We start from the raw sequence: 23,139 nt of genomic DNA, 5'->3' as shown, positions 1-23,139 counted from the left end.
TCGCGACGTCGGTGGGCGGTCGGCCCCTGACGGTCAGCCCAGGGCGTCGAGCCAGACCTTCCGGGCGTCCAGAGCTTCACGAGCCTCTCTGACACGACGAGCGTCGCCGCTGGCCTCGGCCGTCGCGAGTTCGTCCTCGAGCTTGCTGATGGCGTCGTGCAGTTGGCTCGCGAGCCCCTGGGACCGTGCCTGGCGTTCGGGGTTGTTCTTCTCCCAGAACTGCTCGTCGAGCTGACGCACGTGGGACTCGACCTTGCGGAGGCGATCCTCGACCACCCGGACCTGCTCGCGAGGAACGCGACCGATCTCGTCCCATCGCAGCTGGATCGAGGTGAGGGCCTCGCGCGCCGGGACCCGGTCCGTGACCGTCAGGATCTTCTCGGCCTCGGTGAGCAGCTCGAGTTTCTGTTCGAGGTTGCCCTCGTACTCGGCGGTGTCCTGCGCGACGACCTCGGACTTGGCTGCGTAGAGGACGTCGCCTGCACGCTTGAACTTCGACCAGAGGGCGTCGTCGTACTTCTTCCCGGCGCGGCCGGCGCGCTTCCAGTCGTCGAGCAGCCCCCGGTAGGCCGAGATGCCGTCGACACCCTTCGGCGCCAGGGCCTCGGCCGATTCGACGAGGGCTTGCTTGCGCTGACGAGCGTCACGGTGGGTCGCGTCGAGTTCGGCGTAGAAGGCCTTGCGGTGCTGGTCGATGGTGGTGCGCGCAGCACGGAATCGTTTCCAGAGGTCGTTGCCCTCGCCCTTCGGGATGCGAGGACCGTCCTGTTGATGCTTCTGCCACCGGGCGAAGATGTCGTCGAGGGTGGCCGTGACCTGCTTCCACTGGACGCGGGCGGGGTCCTGGGCCGCCAGGGCCTCGGCCTCCGTGACGAGAGCGGTGCGGTAGGCGACCGCTTCGGTGAGGGCCTTCTGTGCCTCGGCGCTCTGCTGTTGCGTCAGCTCGTCGACCGTGGAGTCGAGTGCCGACACCCGAAGGCGCAGGGCCTCGAGATCCCCGACCGCGCTCGGTTCGACGAGCTGCTCGCGCAGGTGGGTGACCGTCTTGACGACGTCGCCCGCCGATGCGCCGCGCTTGATGCGCTGCTCGAGCAACGTCACCTGCCCGGCGAGTTCGATGAACTTACGTTCGTAGTACGCGAGAGCCTCGGCGGGCGTCGCGTCGGGGTACTGCCCCACGGCGCGTTCGCCGTCGCCCTCGCGGACGTAGACCGTGCCGTCGTCGGCGACGCGGCCCCAGGGTGCCTGATCGTCAGTAGCCACTTTTATCCCTTGCTGAACGTGCTCGTCGCGGGACCAGGACAGGCCACCACGATGGGTGCTCAGCCTATTGCACAGCGGACCGCGGCGGACTACTCGATGGTCGCGCCCGTGATCGTCGTCGGCACGACGGGAGCGCCGTCGGTCTCGCTCGTACCGGGAGCCAGGCCCGCGTCCGTGATCTGCGCCTCGAGCTGGTCGAGTCCGCTCGTGACGCGTCCGACCACGGCGTAACCACCCGTCGAGCCGTCGAGGGTGGTGTCGCCGTAGGTGATGAAGAACTGCGTCGACTGCGAGTACGGGTCGGTGCTCCGAGCCATGGCGATCGTCCCCGTCGGGTACACGCCGTCCGACGGGACGTTCTCGAGTGGGCCGAAGGTGAAACCGGCGTCGCCCGTCCCGTCGCCGTTGGCGGACCCGCACTGGATGAACTTCGCCGTCGCGGCGTCGCTCATGCGGTGGCAGGTCGTCCCCGTGTAGAAGCCCTTCTGGATGAGGTCGATGACGACGCTCGACGCCTGCGGGGCCTTCGCCCCGTCCAGTTCGATCCCGAGCTCGACGCCGTCGTTGAGCGTGAGGCCGCCCGTCCAGGAGCGGCCGTCGGCGATCGCCTCGCTGGGCACGTCCCCGACGTTCTCGCCGGCGGCGGGCGTCGAGGAGGCGCTGGGCGCGTCAGACGGAGCGGCCGCGGGGGCACCGGGACCGCTGGTCGACCAGAACACCTGGGACACGGCCGCGACTCCGACCACGACCACGACGGCGGTCACGGCGAGGACGTTGTCCCGACGGCGTCGGGCGACCTGCGTCGCGTGCACCTGCTGACGAGCGGTGTACCTGCGGAGCCGGTCCCGGCTCTCACGGTCCGGGTTCTTGCTCGGTGCCACGGGTCCTCCAGCTCGGTGATGTCCAGCCTGCACTGTATCGGAGGGCCGGTCTAGCATGGGTCACCATGAGCCCGCTCCCGCAGAGCTCGACCCCTCTCGCGGTCCGCATGCGTCCCACCACCCTCGACGAGGTCGCCGGTCAACGGCACCTCTTGCGGCCCGGCTCGCCTCTGGTCACCCTGGCGTCCGACACGGGTGCCGACCAGGGGGCCGTCTCCGTCATCCTCTGGGGTCCGCCGGGTACGGGGAAGACCACCCTCGCCCAGGCCATCGCCCGCAGCTCCGGCCGACAGTTCATCGAGCTGTCAGCCGTGACCGCGGGAGTCAAGGACGTCCGACAGGTGATGGAGAAGGCCCTGTCGAACCGGGACCTCTACGGCACGACGACCGTGCTCTTCCTCGACGAGATCCATCGCTTCACCAAGGCGCAGCAGGACGCCCTGCTGCCCGGCGTCGAGAACGGCTGGGTCATCCTCATCGCCGCCACCACCGAGAACCCGTCCTTCTCGGTCATCACGCCTCTGCTGTCCCGTTCGCTCCTGCTGACGCTCGAACAGCTCAGCGACGACGACCTGGCCCAGTTGGTTCAGCGGGCGGTCGGCGACCCCCGCGGTCTCGACGGATCCGTGCGCCTCGACGACGAAGCCCTGGCCACCATCGTCCGACTGGCCTCCGGTGACGCCCGACGTGCGCTCACGGCCCTCGAGGCGTCCGCCCAGTCGGCGTGGGCCACGAAGCTCGAGGCCGACGCGGTGCCGACGGCCTCGGCCGACGACGCGTCCGACGCCGACTTCGACCCCGACGCCGAGTACGACGAGAACGATCCCGACGACGACCGTCCGACGATCACGTCGGAGATCGTCGCCCAGTCGGTCGACCGGGCGTTGCTGCGGTACGACCGCAACGGCGACGAGCACTACGACGTCATCAGCGCCTTCATCAAGTCCATCCGGGGGTCCGACGTCGACGCGTCGCTCCATTACCTCGCCCGCATGATCGAGGCGGGTGAGGACCCCCGCTTCATCTGCCGTCGGATCATCGTGTCGGCCGGTGAAGACATCGGCATGGCCGATCCGAACGCACTCACCGTCGCGGTCTCGGCCGCGACCGCCGTGCAGATGATCGGCATGCCCGAGGGACGCATCCCGATGGCCGAGGCCGTCGTCTACCTGGCGACCGCACCCAAGTCGAACCGGTCCTACTCCGCCCTCGACGCCGCGATCGCGGACGTCCGGGCCGGCAAGGCGGGCCGCGTGCCCAAGCACCTGCGCGACGCCCATTACCCCGGGGCCCGACGCCTCGGCCACGGGAAGGGCTACCGCTACGCCCACGACTCCGAGTTCGGGGTGGTCGAGCAGCAGTACCTCCCCGACGAACTCGTCGGCCACGAGTACTACGATCCCACCGCCAACGGCAACGAACGCGACGTGGCGGCCCGTCTCGAGAAGCTGCGCCGGATCACCCGGGGGCACTGACGCCACGATCGCTGGCTGCTCGCATCGGCGCCCGGGCTCCTGTATGCTCGGGGGGTTGCCTGTTCTCGGGCGTCGACGCGCGGCTGCTGACGACGACCCGATCAAGGTGCGACGACCTGTAGCCGGTCGCCACCGCGGCACTCACCCCTCTTGTTACGCCGCCCGGCGCTCGCGCGCTGGGGCGGTCCCTGACGAACCATCGACAAGAAAAAGGAACAAGTGTCCACCAAGTCACGTACCCGCAGCAAGACCCGTCTCTCGCGTGCCCTCGGCATCGCCCTGACCCCGAAGGCTGCTCGTTACCTCGAGAAGCGCCCCTACGCTCCCGGCGAGCACGGCCGCACCAAGCGCAAGACCGACAGCGACTACGCCGTCCGTCTGCGTGAGAAGCAGCGCCTGCGCGCCCAGTACGGCATCCGCGAGGCCCAGCTCAAGATCGTCTTCAACGAGGCTCGCAAGGCTTCGGGCCTGACCGGTGAGAACCTGGTCGAGCTCCTCGAGACCCGTCTCGACGCCCTCGTCCTCCGTGCCGGCTTCGCCCGCACGACGGCCCAGGCCCGTCAGATGGTCGTCCACCGCCACATCCTGGTGGACGGCAAGCTCGTCGACCGCCCGTCGTTCCGCGTCAAGCCGGGTCAGATGATCCACGTCAAGGAGCGCAGCGAGAAGACCGAGCCCTTCCAGGTCGCCGCGGCCGGCGGTCACGTCGACCTGCTGCCCAAGGTGCCCGGTTACCTCGAGGTCGAGATCGACAAGCTGCAGGCCCGCCTCGTGCGTCGCCCGAAGCGCGTCGAGGTCCCGGTGACCTGCGAGGTCCAGCTCGTCGTCGAGTACTACGCCGCGCGCTAGAACTCGTCACCCCGTCAGGAGCGGGCCACGGTCGTGGCCCGCTCCTTTCGCGTTCCCGGGGCCGGGTAAGCTGTCGAGTCGTCGCGCTCGCACGTCGCGGCACCAGCCCCAAGAGGAGTCCCCGTGAAGAGCCTGTTCCTGCTCGCCGTCGGTGTCGTCGGCGGCTTCGCCGTCGCCCACCAGTTCAACAAGACATCTCGGGGTCAGCAGTTCTTCGGCGACCTCGACGGCAACGTGAAGTCGTTCCGTGCCGCCGTGGTCGACGGTTACAAGGCCCGCGAAGCCGAACTGCGTTCCGACCGCGACGAGTCCTGAGTGCGCCGCCGCGCCTCCTCGTCCTGACACACGACCAACCCACCCTCGGGAGAACCATGCAGACCGCCGAAATCCGCCGCCGTTGGCTCGACTACTTCGGCGATCGGGGCCACACCGTCGTCCCGTCCGCGTCCCTGGTCAGCGACGATCCCAGCCTGCTCTTCACGGTCGCGGGCATGGTCCCGTTCATCCCGTACCTCACGGGGCTCGTCCCGACGCCGTACCCGCGTGCCACCAGCGTCCAGAAGTGCATCCGCACCAACGACATCGAAGAGGTCGGCAAGACGCCGCGGCACGGCACGTTCTTCCAGATGAACGGCAACTTCTCGTTCGGCGACTACTTCAAGGAAGAGGCGATCGGTTACGCCTGGGAGCTCCTGACCTCGAGCGAGGCCGACGGAGGACTCGCGTTCTCGCCCGACGACCTCTGGGTGACGGTGTACGAAGAGGACGACGAGGCCATCGCCCTCTGGAAGAAGGTCGCCGGTCTGCCCGACGAGCGCATCCAGCGACTCGGCAAGGACTCCAACTACTGGCACACCGGCCAGCCGGGGCCCGCAGGTCCGTGCTCGGAGATCTTCTTCGACCGTGGTCCCGCCTACGGTGCCGACGGTGGCCCGGCGACGGACGACGACCGTTACGTCGAGATCTGGAACCTCGTGTTCATGCAGTACCAGATCGAGAACGTGCGCTCGAAGGTCGACTTCGACATCGTCCGCGAGCTGCCGAACAAGAACATCGACACCGGCATGGGTCTCGAGCGCGTGGCGTTCCTCAAGCAGGGCGTCGACAACATGTACGAGATCGACCAGGTGCGCCCCGTCCTCGACAAGGCCGCCGAGCTGTCGGGACGGCGATACGGAGCCGTCCACGACGACGACGTGCGGATGCGGGTCATCGCCGACCACGTCCGCAGTTCGCTCATGTTGATGTCCGACGGGGTCCGCCCGTCCAACGAGGGTCGGGGCTACATCCTCCGCCGCCTCCTGCGCCGCACGGTCCGGTCGATGCGCTTGCTCGGCGTCGACGGCCCCACGTTCCCCTCGCTCTTCCCCGAGTCCCGCGACGCGATGAAGGCCGCCTACCCCGAGGTCGAGACCGACTACGAGCGCATCTCGCGCCTGGCCTACGCCGAGGAGGAGACCTTCCTCCGCACCCTGGCCGCCGGGACGAACATCCTCGACATCGCCGTCGACGACACGAAGCAGCGTGCCTCGGCGGGCACGACCCCGCAGCTGCAGGGCGACACGGCGTTCCTCCTGCACGACACCTTCGGGTTCCCCATCGACCTGACGCTCGAGATCGCGGAAGAGAGCGGTCTGACGGTCGATCGCGAGGCATTCGACCGACTCATGTCCGAGCAGCGTGCCCGGGCGAAGGCCGATGCCAAGTCCCGGAAGGTGGCCCTGGCCGACCTGAGCGTCTACAGCGCGTTCCGGGCCCAGGGCGAGACGGTCTTCACCGGCTACGACGAGCTCGACACCGAGACGCGCGTGCTGGGCCTGATCGTCGACGGGGCCGACGTCGACCGGGCAGTGGCGGGTGACATCGCCGAGGTGATCCTCGCCGAGACCTCTCTGTACGCCGAGTCCGGCGGTCAAGAAGCCGACTCGGGCCGCATCGTCGGCGTGGGCTTCGACCTCGAGGTCCTCGACGTGCAGAAGCCCGTCAAGGGGCTGATCAGCCACCGCGTCCAGGTGACGTCCGGCGAGGTGGGGGTCGGCGACACGGCGACCAGCGTGGTCGACCCGGCCTACCGCCGCGGCGCGACGCAGGCGCATTCGGCGACGCACCTGATCCACGCCGCCCTCCGGGAGGTGCTCGGCCCGGAGGCGCACCAGGCGGGGTCGTACAACAAGGCCGGATACATGCGGCTCGACTTCAACTGGAACCAGGCGCTGAGCCCGCAGACACGCTCCGAGATCGAGGAGATCGCGAACAACGCCATCCGCGACGACCTGCAGGTCGTCACCCGCGAGATGCCCCTCGACGACGCCCGCGCGCTGGGCGCCATGGCGCTGTTCGGTGAGAAGTACGGCGAGACGGTCCGCATGGTCGACATCGGTGGTCCCTGGTCGCGCGAGCTCTGCGCGGGCACCCACGTCTCGACCAGCTCGCAGGTCGGCCTCATCAACCTCGTCAGCGAGAGCTCGGTGGGGTCGACCAACCGCCGCGTCGAGTCCCTCGTCGGCATGGACGCATTCCGTGACTTCGCCGCCGAGCGGGCTCTCGTGTCCCAACTGACCTCGTCGCTCAAGACTCCCCGTGATCAGCTGGCCGACCGCATCGGCGACCTGGTCACGAGCCTCCGGACGGCAGAGAAGAAGATCGCCGAGTTCGAGTCCGCCCGCCTCGCCACCCGCGTCCCGGCGCTGGCCGAGACGGCGAGTCGGATCGGCGACCTCACGGTCGTCGCCGAATCGGTCGGGTCGCTCGCTTCGACCGACGACCTGCGGTCGCTCGCCCTGTCGGTCCGCGAACGCCTGGGCGCGTCCAGCGCCTCGGTCGTCGCCCTGGCAGCCGACGTCGCGGGCAAGCCCGCCGTGATCGTGGCCACCACGGACGGCGCGCGTCAGGCCGGCGTCAAGGCCGGCCGTCTCGCCAAGGGCGCCGCCGCGGCTCTCGGTGGCGGGGGCGGCGGCAAGGACGACCTCGCCCAGGGCGGCGGATCCGACGTCTCGGCCATCCCCACCGCGCTGGCCGGCATCGTCGCCGAGCTCGGGTCCTGAGGACGCTCGTGCGGCGCGGAGTCCGGATCGGCATCGACGTGGGCAAGGCCCGGGTCGGTGTCGCCCGCACCGATCCCGACGGTCTGCTCGCCACCCCGGTCGAGACGCTGGCGCGTTCGGCCGACGGCGTGGCCGACATCGGTGCCGTCCGCGACCTGGTCGCCGGACTCGACGCGCTCGAGGTGATCGTCGGGCTGCCCATCGCCCTCTCGGGTCGCGACACGGCCTCCACCCAGGACGCGCGGGACTTCGCCGCGGCCGTCGCCCGGGCCGTGGCCGTGCCCGTGCGCCTCGTCGACGAGCGCCTGTCGACCGTGAGCGCCCAGGGCGCCCTCCGAGCATCGGGCCGGAAGGGCAGGAGCCAGCGGTCCGTCATCGACCAAGTGGCCGCTGTTATCATCGTCCAGCACGCGCTCGACCTCGAGCGCTCGAGCGGTCGACCGCCCGGGCGGATGGTCGACGTGACCCGAGAGGCGAGCGGCGACGGTGCCGCGCCCGCCACCGACGAGAGACAGTGATTCGTGGCCGACGAACCCGACTGGGACGACATCTTCGCGTCCCAACCCCAGAACGACCGCCCTGCCGACACCTCCGGACGACGACGGGGTGATCCGGGTGACGGTCGACCGGGCGACGCCGACGGTGCACCCCTCCGCCGCACCACCCACGTCGACGCCCCCGCCCTGTCCCGCCGCGAACAGCGTGAGCGCGAGCGACAGACCGAACCCGGCGTCGTTCCCCCCTCCGACGGTGGGGGTGACCGCACCCGCGGACGCACGACGCGCGAACCGCGTGAACGGCGTTCCAAGAAGGGCCCGATCGTCCTCGCGTCCATCCTCGTGCTCGTCCTGGCCGGCGGAACCGCCGGCGTCGCCGCCGCCTGGGGGCAGGTGCAGCCCCTGATCGCCAAGTTCACGGGTGACGACGAACCAGCCGACTACGCCGGCAGCGGGAACGGCACGCCCGTCGAGTTCGCCATCGTCTCGGGTCAGGTCGGCTCCGACATCGCGCAGAACCTCGCGGACGCGGGCGTCACGCAGAGCTACGAGTCGGCCTACTCGCTCCTCCTGTCCAACCCGTCGATGACCTTCCAACCGGGCACCTACACCCTGCAGCAGCAGATGAGCGCCCAGTCGGCCCTCGATGCACTGCAGGACAGCGCCAACCGCATCACCAACAAGGTCGTCATCCCCGAGGGGACCGTGGCGGCGGACGTCTACGAACTCCTGGCCACCGCGACGTCGATCCCCATCGCCGACGTCCAGGCCGCCGCTGCGGACTACACGACGTTCGGGCTGCCCGCCGAGGCCACGAGCCTCGAGGGATGGCTCTTCCCGGCGACCTACGAACTCGACCCGGGCAAGACCGCCCACGACTACCTGCAGGACATGGTGACGACCATGACCCAGCACCTGCAGTCCGCCGGCGCACAGCCCGCCGACTACCAGAACACCATCGTCTTCGCGTCGCTCGTCCAGAAAGAGGCCGGTCTGGCCGACGACTACCCGAAGGTCGCGCGGGTCTTCCAGAACCGTCTCGACCAGGGCATGCTCCTCCAGTCCGACGCGACGGTGGCCTACGGCACCGGCAACACCCACCGGGTCACGACGACCGACGAAGAGCGCGGTGACGCGAACAACGCCTACAACACCTACGTCCACGAGGGTCTGCCGGTCGGGCCGATCTCGAACCCCGGTGATCTCGCCCTGAACGCCGCCCTCAAGCCGGCCGACGGGACCTGGCTCTACTTCGTCACGGTCGATCTCGACTCGGGCGAGACGGCGTTCTCGACCACGTTCGCGGAGCACCAGGCCGCGGTCAAGCAGTGGCAGGCCTGGATGCGGGAGCACCCCGAGTACCAGTGACCGACCCATGGGACCCCTGGGCAGACCCACCGGTCCCGAGGGGCCGATCGACCGTCACACGGTCGGTCGGCCCCTCTCTCTGTGGGAAGATCGACACCATGCTTCGTTGGTTGACCGCTGGAGAATCTCACGGGCCCGAGCTCGTCGCCGTCCTCGAAGGGCTGCCGGCCGGCGTGCCGGTGTCGCTCGACGCGATCCGTGCCGACCTCGCCCGACGCAAACTGGGCTACGGCCGCGGTTCCCGCATGAAGTTCGAGCAGGACGAACTCAACATCTCGGGCGGCGTCCGTCACGGTTTGACCATGGGCAGCCCCGTGGCCCTGCGGATCGGCAACACCGAATGGCCGAAGTGGGTCGAGGTGATGAACCCCGAGCCCGTCGAGGTGAGTGAGGCCTCCCGGGGGCGGAGCGCACCCCTCACCCGACCCCGTCCCGGCCACGCCGACCTCGTCGGCATGCAGAAGTACGACTTCGACGAGGCCCGTCCCATCCTCGAGCGGGCGAGCGCACGCGAGACGGCAGCGCGCGTCGCGCTCGGAGCCGTCGCCCGGTCGTTCCTCGCCGAGCTCGGCATCGAGCTCGTCAGCCACACCCTGTCGATCGGGCCCGTGCGCGTGCCCGACGGCAGCCCGGTGCCCGTCCCGACGGACGTGGACCGTCTCGACGACGACCCGTTGCGCTGCTTCGACCAGGCGACCAGCGCCCTCATGGTCGACGAGGTCGAGGCCGCCAAGAAAGACGGCGACACCCTGGGCGGCGTCGTCGAGGTGCTCGCCTACGGGGTGCCGCCCGGGCTCGGTTCGCACGTCCAGTGGGACCGTCGTCTCGACTCGCAGCTGGCCGCCGCGTTGATGGGCATCCAGGCGATCAAGGGAGTCGAGGTCGGCGACGGCTTCGAGACCACCCGGAGGCGCGGTTCCGTCGCCCACGACGAGCTCCACCGCACGGGAGGGGTCATCTCGCGTGACACCGACCGAGCCGGCGGCACCGAGGGGGGCATGAGCACCGGCACGGTCCTCCGCGTGCGTGCCGGCATGAAGCCCATCGCGACCGTGCCCCGGGCGCTGGCCACCGTCGACGTCACGAGCGGCGAAGAGAGCAAGGCGCACCACCAGCGATCGGACGTCTGCGCGGTCCCGGCCGCCGGCGTCGTCGCCGAGTCGATGGTCGCCCTCGTCCTCGCGAACTCGATCCTGGAGAAGTTCGGCGGCGACTCGCTGGGCGAGACGGCGCGCAACCTGCGGGGCTACCTCGACGCCATCCCCGAGAACCTGCGGACTCAGCCGGCGTCCGCCGCCGAGTGACGGTCGCGCGGCCGGTCGTCCTGATCGGGCCCATGGGGGCGGGCAAGACGAGCATCGGCAAGAAGCTCTCCCGTCGTCTCGGCGTCCCGTTCGTCGACAGCGACCGTCTCGTCGTCCGGCGGCACGGGCCCATCGCCGACCTGTTCGACCGTCACGGCGAGGCCCACTTCCGGGCACTCGAACACGAGGCCGTGGTCGAGGCCCTGACCGGCGACGGGGTGGTGTCGCTGGGTGGGGGAGCCGTCCTCGACGAACGCACGCGCGCCTCCTTGTCCGGGTTGCCCGTCGTCCTGCTGACCGTGACGGCGGAGGCCGTCGAGTCGAGGCTGGCCGGGAGCACCCGGCCGCTGCTGCAGAGAGGCGGGATCGAGGCCTGGCGGGCCATCGCCGCCGAGCGCGATCCGGTCTACCGGGCACTGGCGTCCGCCGTGTTCGACACGTCTAACCGACCCGTCTCGACCGTCGTCGACGACATCGAGACCTGGCTCGACTCCGAGAGAGGCACCGCATGACCGACGCGACCGACACCACCACCATCCACGTCGGGGGAGACGCCCCGTACGACGTCCTGATCGGTCGGGGCCTCACCGGCCACCTGCCGGCGGTCCTGCACCCGCAGACCAAGAAGGTCCTGATCGTCCACGCCCCCACCTTGGGCCGCAAGGCCGGAGAGGTGCGCGACGCCCTCGTGGCGGCCGGCTACGAGGCCCTCATCGCCGAGGTGCCCGACGCCGAGGACGCCAAGCGCGTCGAGGTCGCCGCCTTCTGCTGGCAGGTGCTGGGCCAGGCCGACTTCACCCGCACCGACGCCGTCATCGGTCTCGGCGGCGGGGCGATCACCGACCTGGCGGGCTTCGTCGCCGGCACCTGGCTCCGAGGCGTCCCGCTGGTCCAGATGCCGACCAGCGTGCTGGGGCTCGTCGACGCGAGCGTCGGTGGCAAGACCGGAGTGAACACGGCCGAGGGCAAGAACCTCGTCGGTGTCTTCCACCCGCCGGTGGCGGTGCTGGCCGACCTCGACCACCTCGACACGCTCTCGAAGAACGAGATCCTCGCCGGCTTCGCCGAGGTCGTGAAGGTCGGGTTCATCGCCGAACCCGAGATCCTCGACATCGTCGAGGCGGACGTCGACCGGGCGACCGACCCGACCACGCCGGAGTTCCGGCGGGTGGTCGAACTGGCGATCGGGTTGAAGGCCCGCGTCGTGGGCGAAGACCTCACCGAGCAGGGCCTGCGCGAGATCCTGAACTACGGCCACACCCTCGGCCACGCCGTCGAGCACGCCGAGCGTTACCAGTGGCGCCACGGGGCCGCGGTGTCGGTGGGCATGGTGTTCGCCGCAGAGCTCGCCCGCCTGACCGGCCGACTGTCCGACGAGGCGGTCGACCGTCATCGCCGCATCCTCGAGTCGCTGACCCTTCCCGTGTCGTATCCGCTCGGGCGCTGGAACACCCTGCTCGCCACCATGCAACGGGACAAGAAGGCGCGCGCGGGCCTGTTGCGCTTCATCGTCCTGGACGAGATCGGTCGGCCCACCGTGCTGCAGGGGCCCGACCAGAGCCTGCTCTTCGCGGCGTACCAAGAGATCGGTTCGTAGCCCTTCGGCCCTTCGGGGCGTCCGCTACACTCGACGATGGCCGATTCCGGCCGACCTCCCACCACCCCGAACGGATCATCCGCGCATGGCGACTACCAACGACATCAAGAACGGTGCCGTCCTCAACCTCGACGGTCAACTCTGGAACGTCATCGAGTTCCAGCACGTCAAGCCGGGCAAGGGTGGCGCGTTCGTCCGCACCAAGATGAAGAACGTGATGTCGGGCAAGGTCGTCGACAAGACGTTCAACGCCGGCACCAAGATCGATTTCGCCAACGTGGACCGTCGCGAGTACACGTACCTCTACGCCGAGGCCGACGGCTACGTGTTCATGGACACGAGCGACTACGACCAGATCAACGTGCCCGCCACGATCGTCGGCGACGCGAAGAACTTCATGCTCGAGAACCAGAACGTGCAGATGGCCCTGCACGACGGCGACCCGCTGTACATCGAGTTGCCCGCCTCGGTCATCCTCGAGGTCACGTACACCGAGCCCGGCCTCCAGGGCGACCGCTCGACCGGCGGGACGAAGCCCGCCACCGTCGAGACCGGCTACGAGATCCAGGTGCCGCTGTTCCTCGAGACCGGCACCAAGGTCAAGGTCGACACCCGCGACGGCGGCTACCTCGGCCGCGTCAACGACTAGTCGGTGAGCGCACGCACCAAGGCGCGCAAGCGCGCCCTCGACGTCCTGTACGTCGCCGACATCCGTCAGATCAGCATGACCGATGCGCTCGTCGCCGAGACCCAGCGGGCCCTCGACCAGCCCGAGCGGGGTTCGAGCTGGGGTTATGCGCGCGACATCGTGCAGGGCGTCATCGACCACCGCGACGAGATCGACGAACTGATCGAGACGTACTCGCAGGGCTGGACCCTCGCGCGCATGCCCACCCTCGACCGCGGCATCATCCGGATCGGCATCTGGGAGCTGCGTCACAACGACGAGATCCCCGACGCCGTGGCGATCAGCGAGGCCGTCGAACTGGCCCAGACCCTCAGCACCGACGACTCCGCCTCGTTCGTCAACGGACTGCTCGGTCGGATCGCGACTGCGGACTGACCGCCGACCGGCCGCCGTCGTCGCCGGCCGGCTCGTCGGGCGTCCGATGAACCGCTAGGGTTGAGCGACCCACACCGACATCCTTTAAATTCCGTCCCGAGAGGCGGGGAAGGAGGTCCGATTGAGCACCCGTACCGTGCTGAGTCAGGCTGACATCGCGCGTGCCCTCACGCGCATCTCGCACGAGATCCTCGAGTCGAACAAAGGTGCCGACGACCTGGTCGTCCTGGGCATCCCGACGCGGGGGGTCGTGCTCGCCGACCGGCTCGCCGCGATCCTCTCGTCCATCTCGGGCAGCACCGTTCCCGTGGGGTCGGTCGACGTGACGATGTACCGGGACGACCTCCGGCGCCAGCCCACCCGGTCGCCCCGACCCACCTCGGTGCCCTCCGGCGGCATCGACGGGAAGACCGTCGTCCTCGTCGACGACGTCCTCTACTCGGGGCGTACCATCCGTGCCGCGTTGGACGCCCTGAGCTCGATCGGCCGACCCCGGGCCGTTCGCCTCGCGGTCCTCGTCGATCGAGGCCACCGAGAACTGCCCATCCGTGCCGACTTCGTGGGCAAGAACCTGCCGACCTCGACCGTCGAGCGCATCTTCGTGCGACTGCACGGCGTCGACGACGACGAACTCGTCGCCATCGACGACGCCACGACCGCAGGAGGCGCGGGTGCCGCCTCCGCGCCCGTCACCACCCCGGGGGCGAACCGATGAGGCATCTGCTCAGCACCGCCGACCTCTCGCGCGACGACTCGATCCGCGTCCTCGACGTCGCGGAGGACATGGCGGACGTGGCCACCCGCGAGGTGCGCAAGCTGCCGACGCTCCGCGGCATCACGGTCGTCAACCTGTTCTACGAGGACAGCACCCGCACGCGCATCTCGTTCGAGGCCGCGGCCAAGCGGCTCAGTGCGGACGTCATCAACTTCGCCGCCAAGGGGTCGAGCGTCTCCAAGGGCGAGTCCCTGAAGGACACGGCCCAGACCCTCGCCGCCATGGGGGCCGACGGCATCGTGATCCGCCACCCGTCGAGCGGCGCACCTCGTGTGCTGGCCGACAGCGGCTGGGTGGACGCCGGCATCGTCAACGCCGGCGACGGCACCCACGAACACCCCACGCAGGCCCTGCTCGACGCGTTCACGATCCGCCGGCGCGTCCACGGCGCGGCGAGCCGGGGGCGCGACCTCGACGGCGTCGAGGTGATGATCGTCGGTGACATCCTGCACTCGCGGGTGGCCCGTTCCAACGCGTGGTTGTTGCGGACGCTCGGGGCGCACGTCACGGTGGTCGCGCCTCCCACGCTGATCCCGGTGGACGTCAGCCGCTTCGGCGTCTCCGTCCGCTACGACCTCGACGAGGCCCTGGCCGAGGTGCGACCGGACGTCGTCATGATGCTGCGCATCCAACAGGAGCGCATGAACGACGCGTTCTTCCCCAATCCCCGCGAGTACGCCCGGTCCTGGGGGCTGGGTGCGATGCGGTTCCGGGCTCTGCCCGAGTCCACGCTCGTCATGCACCCCGGCCCGATGAACCGCGGCCTCGAGATCAGCGACGAGGCCGCCGACTCGCCGCGGTCCACCGTCCGTGAGCAGGTCACGAACGGCGTGGCCGTCCGCATGGCCGTGCTCTACCTCACCCTCGCCGGCGACCGGGAGGACGCATCGTGACCACCACCCACCTCATCCGGGGCGCCGAGACCGTCGACGGCACCCGCACCGACGTCGTCGTCCGTGACGGCGTCGTCGCCGAACTCGGCACCGGCCTCACCGCCGCCGGTGCGACGGTCACCGACGCCGACGGCCTGCTCCTGCTCCCCGGCCTCGTCGACCTCCACACCCACCTGCGCGAGCCGGGGGGCGAGGGCAGCGAGACCGTCCTGACCGGATCCCGCGCAGCGGCCGCCGGCGGGTACACCGCGGTCAACGCCATGGCGAACTCGTCGCCGGTGGCCGACACCGCGGGGGTCGTCGAACAGGTGCAGGCGCTGGGGGAGCGGGCCGGCTTCGTGACCGTCCGCCCGATCGGTGCCGTGAGCCAGGGGCTGAAGGGGACCCACCTCTCCGAGATCGGTGCCATGGCCCGCTCGCGGGCCGCCGTCCGGGTCTTCTCCGACGACGGTTCCTGCGTCGCCGACCCGCTGCTCATGCGTCGGGCCCTCGAGTACATCAAGGGGTTCGGGGGAGTCCTCGCCCAGCACGCCCAGGAGCCGAGGCTCACGGAGGGCGCCCAGATGAACGAGGGCGCACTGTCGGCCGAACTGGGCCTGGGAGGCTGGCCCGCGGTCGCCGAAGAGGCCATCATCGCCCGCGACGTCCTGCTCGCCGACCACGTCGGCGCCCGACTGCACGTCTGCCACGTGTCGACGGCGGGCAGCGTCGAGGTCATCCGCTGGGCCAAGTCGCGCGGCATCGAGGTCACGGCCGAGGTGACGCCGCACCACCTCCTGCTGACGGAGGACCTCGTGTCGGGTTACGACTCACGGTTCAAGGTCAATCCGCCGCTGCGTCGCTCGGAAGACGTCGAGGCGTTGCGTGCCGCCCTGGCCGACGGCACGATCGACATCGTGGCCACCGACCACGCCCCGCACACGTCCGAGGCCAAGTGCTGCGAGTGGGATGCGGCCGCGAACGGCATGGTCGGCCTCGAGTCGGCCCTGTCGGTCGTCCACCACACGATGGTCGACACCGGGCTCGTCGGCTGGGCCGACGTCGCCCGCGTCATGTCGATCGCCCCGGCCGAGATCGGGCAGGTCGCGGGCCACGGCCGTCCCCTCGCCGTGGGCGAGCCCGCCGAGCTCACGCTCTACGATCGTGGGGTGACCCGCACGTTCTCGACCGAGCACCTCGCGGGCAAGAGCCGCAACTCGCCCTACCTCGGTCGCGTCCTGCCCGGACAGGTGCGGGCGACCTTCCACCAGGGCTACGCGACGGTGGTCGACGGGAACGTCGTCGAGAGCGAGGTCGTCGCCCACGCGGCTCGACTCGTCGACAGCGCCGCCGCCCTCGCCGCCTCCGAGGGGACGCCCGCCCGATGAGCCAGTGGATCATCGCCGCGCTCATCCTCGTCGGCGTCGGACTGCTGATCGGTCTGATGGCCCGCTCCTGGCGCGCCAGGGGGCGGCGTCAGTCCGACATCCCCGCGCCCGACCGGGCGCCCGACGACCTCTCGGCCCCCGTCCTCGCCGTCGACGCCCTCTACGTCGCCACGTCACGGGGCGGTGACCCGCTCGACCGCGTCGTCGTGCACGGCCTCGGGTTCCGCGGTCGGGCGATCGTGTCCGTCCACGCCGAGGGCGTGCGCCTCGAGATCGCGGGCGAACCGGCCGTGCTGATCCGCGCCTCCTCGTTGCGGGGGGTCGACCGTGCGACCTGGACAATCGACCGCGTCGTCGAGCGGGACGGCCTCGTCGTCGTCGGCTGGCGCCTCGGCGACGTCGACCTCGACACCTACCTGCGCATCACCGACGACCCGGCACCCGTCGTCGCCGCGATCCGCCCCCTCGTCCCCACGGCCCCCGGGGCCGGCACCACCAAGGAGAAGACCATTGACTGACGCCTCCACCACCGAGAGGGCCGTGCTGGTCCTCGCCGACGGCACCCGCTACACGGGTCGTGCCTACGGCGCCGTCGGACGCACCCTCGGCGAGGTCGTCTTCGCGACCGGCATGACCGGCTACCAGGAGACCCTCACCGACCCGTCGTACGCCGGGCAGATCGTCGTCATGACGGCACCGCACATCGGCAACACGGGCGTGAACGACACCGACCCCGAGTCACGCCGCATCTGGGTCGCCGGGTACGTCGTGCGGGACGCGAGCCGGGTGGTCTCGAACCACCGGGCGCAGGGCAGCCTCGACGACCAGCTCGTCGCCGACGGCATCGTCGGCATCCGCGGCATCGACACCCGCGCCGTCACGCGCCGTCTGCGCGAGGTCGGCTCGATGAAGGGCGGGGTCTTCAGCGGTCCCGACGCGGAGCTCGACCCCGACGAGCAGCTGTCCCTCGTCACCGCCGGGGCCGACATGCGCGGCCTCAACCTCTCGAGCCAGGTGTCGACGGTCGAGCCGTACGTCCTGCACGCCGAGGGCGACCGCATCGGCTCCGTCGCGGTGCTCGACCTGGGCGTGAAGACCTCGACGCTCCGCTACCTCGCGCAGCGCGGCTTTGAGGTGCACGTGCTGCCGCAGTCCACGACCCTGGACGAGCTCCGTGCTCTCGCCCCCGACGCCCTCTTCTACTCGAACGGCCCGGGCGACCCGGCGGCGAGCGACTCCCAGGTCGAACTGCTGCAGGGTGCCCTGCGGGACGGGCTGCCCTACTTCGGCATCTGCTTCGGCAACCAGCTGTTCGGCCGGGCCCTGGGTTTCGGCACGTACAAGTTGCCCTTCGGCCACCGCGGCATCAACCAACCCGTGCTCGACAAGACGACGAACAAGGTCGAGATCACCAGCCAGAACCACGGCTTCGCGGTCGACGCACCCATCGACGGTGTCCTCGACTCCCCGGCCGGCTTCGGCCGGGTGGAGGTCAGCCACTACAGCCTGAACGACCAGGTCGTCGAGGGCCTCCGTGCCCTCGACATCCCCGCGTTCTCGGTGCAGTACCACCCCGAGGCCGCCGCGGGCCCCCACGACAGCAACCACCTCTTCGACCGCTTCCGCGAGGCGGTCGTCGCCCGCACGAACGGCCAGGCCGTCGACTTCGGCTCCGACATCGAAAGCAGCAACTGATGCCCAAGCGTGACGACATCAACTCCGTCCTCGTGATCGGCTCCGGGCCGATCGTCATCGGCCAGGCGGCCGAGTTCGACTACTCGGGCACCCAGGCGTGCCGCGTGCTGCGTGAAGAAGGGGTCCGGGTCATCCTCGTCAACCCGAACCCGGCCACGATCATGACCGACCCCGACTTCGCCGACGCGACGTACATCGAGCCCATCACGTCCGAGGTGCTCGAGGCGATCATCATGAAGGAGCGCCCCGACGCGATCCTGCCCACCCTCGGCGGGCAGACGGCCCTGAACGCCGCCATCGCCCTCGACGAAGAAGGCATCCTCGCCAAGCACGGCGTCGAGTTGATCGGCGCCAAGGTCGAGGCCATCCAGAAGGGCGAGGACCGCCAGCTCTTCAAGAAGCTCGTGCTCGAGTCCGGTGCCGACGTCGCCAAGTCGTACATCGCCACGACGGTCGACCAGGCCGTCGAGTACGCCGAGGACCTCGGGTACCCGCTGGTCATCCGGCCCTCGTTCACCATGGGCGGGCTCGGGTCGGGCTTCGCCTACACCCGTGACGAGCTCGTCCGCATGGTCACGGACGGCCTGCACCAGAGCCCGACCACCGAGGTGCTCCTCGAGGAGAGCATCCTCGGCTGGAAGGAGTACGAGCTCGAGATGATGCGGGACACGGCCGACAACACGGTCGTGGTCTGCTCGATCGAGAACGTCGACCCCGTCGGAGTCCACACCGGCGACTCGATCACCGTCGCCCCGGCGCTCACCCTGACCGACCGCGAGTACCAGAACCTGCGCGACATCAGCATCGACATCATCCGTCGCGTGGGCGTCGACACGGGCGGCTGCAACATCCAGTTCGCGGTGGACCCCGCGGACGGCCGCGTCATCGTCATCGAGATGAACCCCCGCGTGTCGCGCTCGAGCGCCCTGGCGTCCAAGGCGACCGGCTTCCCGATCGCCAAGATCGCGGCGAAGCTCGCCCTCGGGTACCGTCTCGACGAGATCCCGAACGACATCACGAAGGTGACCCCCGCCTCCTTCGAGCCGACGCTCGACTACGTCGTCGTCAAGGTGCCCCGGTTCGCCTTCGAGAAGTTCCCGGCGGCCGACACGACGCTGACCACGACGATGAAGAGCGTGGGCGAGGCCATGGCCCTCGGCCGCAACTTCACGCAGGCGCTGCAGAAGGCGCTCCGGTCGCTCGAGAAGCGTGGCTCGAGCTTCCACTGGCAGGGCGAGCCCGGAGACGAGGAGGCGCTGCTCGCGTTGTCGTCGACGCCCACGGACGGCCGCATCGTCACCGTCCAGCAGGCCCTGCGGGCCGGCGCCACCGCCGAGCAGGTCTTCGACGCCACGAAGATCGACCCCTGGTTCATCGACCAGGTCGTGTTGATCAACGAGGTCGCCGAGCAGGTCGCCGCGGCGGCCGAGCTCGACGCGGACGTGCTCGTGCTCGCGAAGGACCACGGCTTCAGCGACGACCAGATCGGCCAGTTGCGCGGTCTCTCCGAGCAGCAGGTCCGCGATCACCGGCACGCCCTCGACGTGCGTCCCGTCTTCAAGACCGTCGACACCTGCGCGGGGGAGTTCCCCGCGCTGACGCCGTACCACTACTCGAGCTACGACGCCGAGACCGAGGTCGTGGCCAGCGATCGCCGCAAGGTGATCATCCTCGGCTCCGGGCCGAACCGCATCGGGCAGGGCGTCGAGTTCGACTACTCGTGCGTCCACGCGAGCTTCGCCCTGAGCGACGCCGGGTTCGAGACGATCATGATCAACTGCAACCCCGAGACGGTGTCGACCGACTACGACACGAGCGACCGGTTGTACTTCGAGCCGCTCACCCTCGAGGACGTCCTCGAGGTGGTCCACGCCGAGAGCGCCAGCGGCGAGCTCGTCGGCGTCGTCGTGCAGCTCGGCGGCCAGACGGCCCTCGGCCTGTCGAAGGGCCTGGAGGCCGCGGGCGTGCCCATCCTCGGCACGACGCCCGACGCGATCGACTCGGCCGAAGAACGAGGCCTCTTCCAGGGCATCCTCGACGCCGCCGGCCTGCTCGCGCCGCGCAACGGCACGGCGACCGACTACGACAGCGCCGTCGCCGTCGCCGAAGAGATCGGCTACCCGGTGCTGGTGCGCCCGTCGTACGTGCTCGGTGGCCGCGGCATGGAGATCGTCTACGACAGCCCCTCGCTCGCCGACTACTTCGAGCGGGTCGCCGACCAGGCCATCATCGGACCGGAGGCACCCCTGCTGGTCGACCGGTTCCTGGACGACGCCGTCGAGATCGACGTCGACGCGCTCTACGACGGCACCGAGCTCTACGTCGGCGGCATCATGGAGCACATCGAGGAAGCTGGCATCCACTCCGGTGACTCGAGCTGCACCCTTCCGCCCGTCACGCTCGGGAAGGGCGAGATCGACCGCGTCCGCGACGCGACCCTCGCCATCGCGAAGGGCATCGGCGTGTCCGGTCTGCTGAACGTGCAGTTCGCGATCGCGGCCGGCGTGCTCTACGTCATCGAGGCCAACCCCCGGGCGAGCCGCACGGTGCCCTTCGTCTCGAAGGCCCTCGGCATCCCGTTGGCCAAGGCGGCCTCGCTCATCATGGTCGGCCACAGCGTGCGCGACCTCGTGGAGACCGGCCTGCTGCCGGAGCAGGACGGCTCGGACGTCCCCCTCGACTCGCCGATCTCGGTGAAGGAAGCCGTGCTCCCCTTCAAGCGGTTCCGCACGAAGGAGGGCCAGGTCGTCGACAGCGTCCTCAGCCCCGAGATGCGTTCCACGGGCGAGGTCATGGGCATCGACCGCGACTTCCCCCGGGCGTTCGCGAAGAGCCAGACGGCGGCGTACGGCGGCCTCCCCACCTCGGGCACCGTCTTCGTCAGCGTCGCCGATCGTGACAAGCGGGCCATCGTGTTGCCGGTGCTGCGCCTCCAGCAGCTCGGCTTCCGCATCCTGGCGACCGAGGGGACGGCCACCGTCCTCGTCCGCAACGGCATCCACGCCGACACCGTCGACAAGTTCAGCGCCGGAGGCCACTCGGTCGTCGACCTGATCAACGCCGACGAGGTCGACATCGTGATCAACACCCCGAGCGGCTCGAGCGCCCGGGCCGACGGCTACGAGATCCGTGCGGCGACGGTCGCAGCCGACAAGGCGCTCTTCACGACCATCGCCCAGCTCGGTGCGGCCGTCGCCTCGATCGAGGCCGTCCAGAGCGACCTCGAGGTGACGAGCCTGCAGGACTACGGCCTCGCCCGGGCGGCCCGACGGTGAGCTCGTCGTTCGGCGACCGGCTCGCGGCGGCCTTCGCCGCGACCGGTCCGCTCTGCGTCGGCATCGATCCGCATCCCTATCTCCTCGACCAGTGGGGCCTGCCGTCCGACGCCTCGGGTGTCCGTGAGTTCGGCCTACGCGTCCTCGACGGTCTGGTCGGCTCGGCGACGATCGTGAAACCGCAGGTCGCGTTCTTCGAACGGTGGGGCTCCGCGGGGTTCGCAGCCCTCGAAGACGTCCTCGAGGCCGGTCGCGAGCGGGGCCTGGTGCAGATCGGCGACGCGAAGCGGGGCGACATCGGCTCGACGATGGACGCCTACGGCGAGGCCTGGTTCGACGCGTCGTCACCGCTGCGGGTCGACGCGCTGACGGTCTCGCCCTATCTCGGCTTCGACTCCATGACCGGACTGGTCACCCGGGCACGGGCCGTCGGCGCCGGCGTCTTCGTGCTGGCCGCGACGTCCAACGTCGAGGCCCTCGCCACCCAGACGGCCGTCCGGACGGACGACCACGGCGCGGAGGGCACCGTCGCGAGCGGTATCGTCGACGACGTGCTCCATGACAACCAGACGGCGGGCGACGCTCCGTTCGGCAGCGTCGGCCTCGTGCTCGGCGCGACCGTCGACCTCGACGACTACGGCATCGACGCCGCCCGACTGACGACGACGCCGGTGCTCGCCCCGGGGTTCGGCCACCAGGGCGCGACCTATGCCGACCTGCCGCGGCTCTTCGGCCCCGCGGCCGGTGCCGTGCTCGTCTCCGCCTCCCGAGCCCTCCTCTCGGCGGGTCCGGAAGGGTTCGCCGACGCGGTCCGTCGTGATGCCGACGAGGTGCGTTCGTGCCTCGTCTGACCCCGCCTCCCGTCGACCGTGCCGCGGCGGCCCGAGCCGCCGTGGCCGCGCGTCGCGGTCGCGCCGCCGTCAAGAACGCCGTCGCCTCCCGGACCCGCAGCGCCCTCGACGTCGCGGAGTCCGCCTGGGCCGGTGAACCCACGAGCCCCGAGGGGTCGCTCAGGGTCCGCGAACTCCTGACCAGCATCCCGGGCATCGGTCCGACCCGCGTCGCCCGCATCATGACCGAGCTCGGCATCGCCGAGTCGAAGCGCGTCGGCGGACTCGGGGTGAGGCAACGCCGCATCCTCGGCGACTGGCTGGCCGTCCGCGAGTCGAAGGGGCGCCTCCGGTCCCGGCTGGTCGTCCTGGCGGGCCCCACGGCCGTGGGCAAGGGCACGGTCTCGACCTACATCCGCGAGAACTACCCCGACGTGCATCTCAGCGTGTCGGCGACGACCCGTGCCCCGCGACCCGGCGAGGTCGACGGGGTCCACTACTACTTCGTGGACGACGCGGAGTTCGACCGCATGATCCGCGACCGCGAACTGCTCGAGTACGCCACGGTGCACAACTCGTACCGCTACGGCACGCCCCGCCCTCCGTTGGACGCCGCGTTGAACGAGGGGCGCAGCGTGCTGCTCGAGATCGACCTGCAGGGCGCTCGACTCGTCCGGGCCGCGATGCCCGAGGCCGTGCTCGTGTTCCTGCTGCCCCCGACCTGGGACGAACTCGTCCGTCGACTCATCGGTCGGGGTACCGAGGACGCTGCCGAACAGCAACGCCGACTCGAGACCGCGAAGGTCGAACTGGCCGCCCAGGACGAGTTCGACGCGCGTGTCGTGAACCACGACGTGGCCGAAGCGGCCCGGGAGGTCGTAGAATTGATGACTGCGCCCGAACCGGGCCGCACCCGCGCGTGACCCGCGCCCCCATCTTGGTGCCCACGCTCGTCCCGAGCGG

The 23,139-nt window shown here is 70.1% G+C and carries 21 protein-coding genes; 19 read left to right on the top strand and 2 right to left on the bottom strand.

Features of this window, described 5'->3' with window-relative positions:
• Positions 1–33: 33 nt before the first annotated feature.
• Both EDF21_RS01850 and EDF21_RS01845 read right to left on the bottom strand, forming a co-directional pair.
• Positions 34–1,263, bottom strand: a complete 1,230-nt coding sequence (locus EDF21_RS01850; RefSeq protein WP_123570104.1) for a DUF349 domain-containing protein — start codon at positions 1,261–1,263, stop codon at positions 34–36.
• Positions 1,264–1,352: 89 nt separating this feature from the next.
• Positions 1,353–2,144, bottom strand: coding sequence for a peptidylprolyl isomerase (locus tag EDF21_RS01845; protein ID WP_123570103.1), 792 nt, complete (start codon positions 2,142–2,144; stop codon positions 1,353–1,355).
• A 65-nt stretch (positions 2,145–2,209) separates the two neighbouring features.
• On the opposite strand from EDF21_RS01845, the gene EDF21_RS01840 reads away from it, so the two are divergent.
• From EDF21_RS01840 to gmk, 19 genes are all read left to right on the top strand, one after another.
• Positions 2,210–3,619, top strand: a complete 1,410-nt coding sequence (locus EDF21_RS01840) for a replication-associated recombination protein A (RefSeq protein ID WP_123570102.1) — start codon at positions 2,210–2,212, stop codon at positions 3,617–3,619.
• A gap of 219 nt (positions 3,620–3,838) precedes the next feature.
• A complete protein-coding gene (gene rpsD / locus EDF21_RS01835; protein WP_043592736.1) occupies positions 3,839–4,468 on the top strand; it encodes a 30S ribosomal protein S4 in 630 nt (209 codons plus the stop codon).
• Between the two features lie 123 nt (positions 4,469–4,591).
• Entirely contained in the window at positions 4,592–4,783 is a 192-nt protein-coding gene (locus tag EDF21_RS01830; RefSeq protein ID WP_056045353.1) for a hypothetical protein, read from the top strand.
• A gap of 56 nt (positions 4,784–4,839) precedes the next feature.
• Entirely contained in the window at positions 4,840–7,512 is a 2,673-nt protein-coding gene (gene alaS, locus EDF21_RS01825; RefSeq protein ID WP_056045351.1) for an alanine--tRNA ligase, read from the top strand.
• 8 nt (positions 7,513–7,520) lie between these two features.
• On the top strand, positions 7,521–8,030 hold the full coding sequence (ruvX, locus tag EDF21_RS01820; protein ID WP_123570101.1) for a Holliday junction resolvase RuvX: 510 nt from the start codon (positions 7,521–7,523) through the stop codon (positions 8,028–8,030).
• A 3-nt stretch (positions 8,031–8,033) separates the two neighbouring features.
• The gene (gene mltG / locus EDF21_RS01815) at positions 8,034–9,377 is read left to right on the top strand and encodes an endolytic transglycosylase MltG (RefSeq protein ID WP_123570100.1); all 1,344 of its coding nucleotides are present in this window, start codon (positions 8,034–8,036) and stop codon (positions 9,375–9,377) included.
• Positions 9,378–9,475: 98 nt separating this feature from the next.
• Positions 9,476–10,681: a chorismate synthase gene (gene aroC, locus EDF21_RS01810; RefSeq protein ID WP_123570099.1), complete on the top strand. Its 1,206-nt coding sequence runs from the start codon at positions 9,476–9,478 to the stop codon at positions 10,679–10,681.
• A gap of 32 nt (positions 10,682–10,713) precedes the next feature.
• Positions 10,714–11,193, top strand: a complete 480-nt coding sequence (locus EDF21_RS01805) for a shikimate kinase (RefSeq protein WP_123570772.1) — start codon at positions 10,714–10,716, stop codon at positions 11,191–11,193.
• Entirely contained in the window at positions 11,190–12,278 is a 1,089-nt protein-coding gene (aroB, locus tag EDF21_RS01800) for a 3-dehydroquinate synthase (RefSeq protein ID WP_056045338.1), read from the top strand. The genes EDF21_RS01805 and aroB overlap by 4 nt, the downstream gene beginning before the upstream one ends.
• An 85-nt stretch (positions 12,279–12,363) precedes the next feature.
• Positions 12,364–12,927 (top strand): elongation factor P, encoded by a 564-nt coding sequence (gene efp, locus EDF21_RS01795; RefSeq protein WP_043592746.1) that lies wholly within the window; start codon positions 12,364–12,366, stop codon positions 12,925–12,927.
• Positions 12,928–12,930: 3 nt separating this feature from the next.
• Entirely contained in the window at positions 12,931–13,341 is a 411-nt protein-coding gene (gene nusB, locus EDF21_RS01790) for a transcription antitermination factor NusB (RefSeq protein ID WP_043592748.1), read from the top strand.
• Between the two features lie 121 nt (positions 13,342–13,462).
• A complete protein-coding gene (gene pyrR / locus EDF21_RS01785) occupies positions 13,463–14,056 on the top strand; it encodes a bifunctional pyr operon transcriptional regulator/uracil phosphoribosyltransferase PyrR (protein WP_123570098.1) in 594 nt (197 codons plus the stop codon).
• On the top strand, positions 14,053–15,009 hold the full coding sequence (locus EDF21_RS01780) for an aspartate carbamoyltransferase catalytic subunit (RefSeq protein ID WP_123570097.1): 957 nt from the start codon (positions 14,053–14,055) through the stop codon (positions 15,007–15,009). Before pyrR ends, EDF21_RS01780 begins: the two co-directional genes overlap by 4 nt.
• Complete coding sequence (locus EDF21_RS01775) at positions 15,006–16,376, top strand: dihydroorotase (protein WP_123570096.1); 1,371 nt, start codon at positions 15,006–15,008, stop codon at positions 16,374–16,376. The genes EDF21_RS01780 and EDF21_RS01775 overlap by 4 nt, the downstream gene beginning before the upstream one ends.
• On the top strand, positions 16,373–16,894 hold the full coding sequence (locus tag EDF21_RS01770) for a hypothetical protein (protein ID WP_123570095.1): 522 nt from the start codon (positions 16,373–16,375) through the stop codon (positions 16,892–16,894). The genes EDF21_RS01775 and EDF21_RS01770 overlap by 4 nt, the downstream gene beginning before the upstream one ends.
• The gene (carA, locus tag EDF21_RS01765; RefSeq protein ID WP_123570094.1) at positions 16,887–18,071 is read left to right on the top strand and encodes a glutamine-hydrolyzing carbamoyl-phosphate synthase small subunit; all 1,185 of its coding nucleotides are present in this window, start codon (positions 16,887–16,889) and stop codon (positions 18,069–18,071) included. Before EDF21_RS01770 ends, carA begins: the two co-directional genes overlap by 8 nt.
• Positions 18,071–21,346 (top strand): carbamoyl-phosphate synthase large subunit, encoded by a 3,276-nt coding sequence (carB, locus tag EDF21_RS01760; protein WP_123570093.1) that lies wholly within the window; start codon positions 18,071–18,073, stop codon positions 21,344–21,346. The genes carA and carB overlap by 1 nt, the downstream gene beginning before the upstream one ends.
• On the top strand, positions 21,343–22,197 hold the full coding sequence (gene pyrF, locus EDF21_RS01755; RefSeq protein WP_056045314.1) for an orotidine-5'-phosphate decarboxylase: 855 nt from the start codon (positions 21,343–21,345) through the stop codon (positions 22,195–22,197). The genes carB and pyrF overlap by 4 nt, the downstream gene beginning before the upstream one ends.
• The gene (gmk, locus tag EDF21_RS01750; protein ID WP_056045311.1) at positions 22,185–23,099 is read left to right on the top strand and encodes a guanylate kinase; all 915 of its coding nucleotides are present in this window, start codon (positions 22,185–22,187) and stop codon (positions 23,097–23,099) included. The genes pyrF and gmk overlap by 13 nt, the downstream gene beginning before the upstream one ends.
• Positions 23,100–23,139 lie beyond the last annotated feature (40 nt).

This window comes from Frigoribacterium sp. PhB118, from assembly GCF_003751725.1.
Classification (GTDB): Bacteria; Actinomycetota; Actinomycetes; order Actinomycetales; family Microbacteriaceae; genus Frigoribacterium.
Note: the sequence above shows the minus strand (reverse complement) of the source record. Positions and strands in the feature narration are given on the sequence as shown.

Excerpts from the sequence above, each read along its gene's own strand:
- EDF21_RS01770 (WP_123570095.1), top strand. The coding sequence starts at position 16,373 with ATGAGCCAGTGGATCATCGCCGCGCTCATCCTCGTCGGCGTCGGACTG.
- carB (WP_123570093.1), top strand. The coding sequence starts at position 18,071 with ATGCCCAAGCGTGACGACATCAACTCCGTCCTCGTGATCGGCTCCGGG.
- aroC (WP_123570099.1), top strand. The coding sequence starts at position 9,476 with ATGCTTCGTTGGTTGACCGCTGGAGAATCTCACGGGCCCGAGCTCGTC.
- efp (WP_043592746.1), top strand. The coding sequence starts at position 12,364 with ATGGCGACTACCAACGACATCAAGAACGGTGCCGTCCTCAACCTCGAC.
- EDF21_RS01805 (WP_123570772.1), top strand. The coding sequence starts at position 10,714 with ATGGGGGCGGGCAAGACGAGCATCGGCAAGAAGCTCTCCCGTCGTCTC.
- alaS (WP_056045351.1), top strand. The coding sequence starts at position 4,840 with ATGCAGACCGCCGAAATCCGCCGCCGTTGGCTCGACTACTTCGGCGAT.
- aroB (WP_056045338.1), top strand. The coding sequence starts at position 11,190 with ATGACCGACGCGACCGACACCACCACCATCCACGTCGGGGGAGACGCC.
- EDF21_RS01840 (WP_123570102.1), top strand. The coding sequence starts at position 2,210 with ATGAGCCCGCTCCCGCAGAGCTCGACCCCTCTCGCGGTCCGCATGCGT.
- EDF21_RS01780 (WP_123570097.1), top strand. The coding sequence starts at position 14,053 with ATGAGGCATCTGCTCAGCACCGCCGACCTCTCGCGCGACGACTCGATC.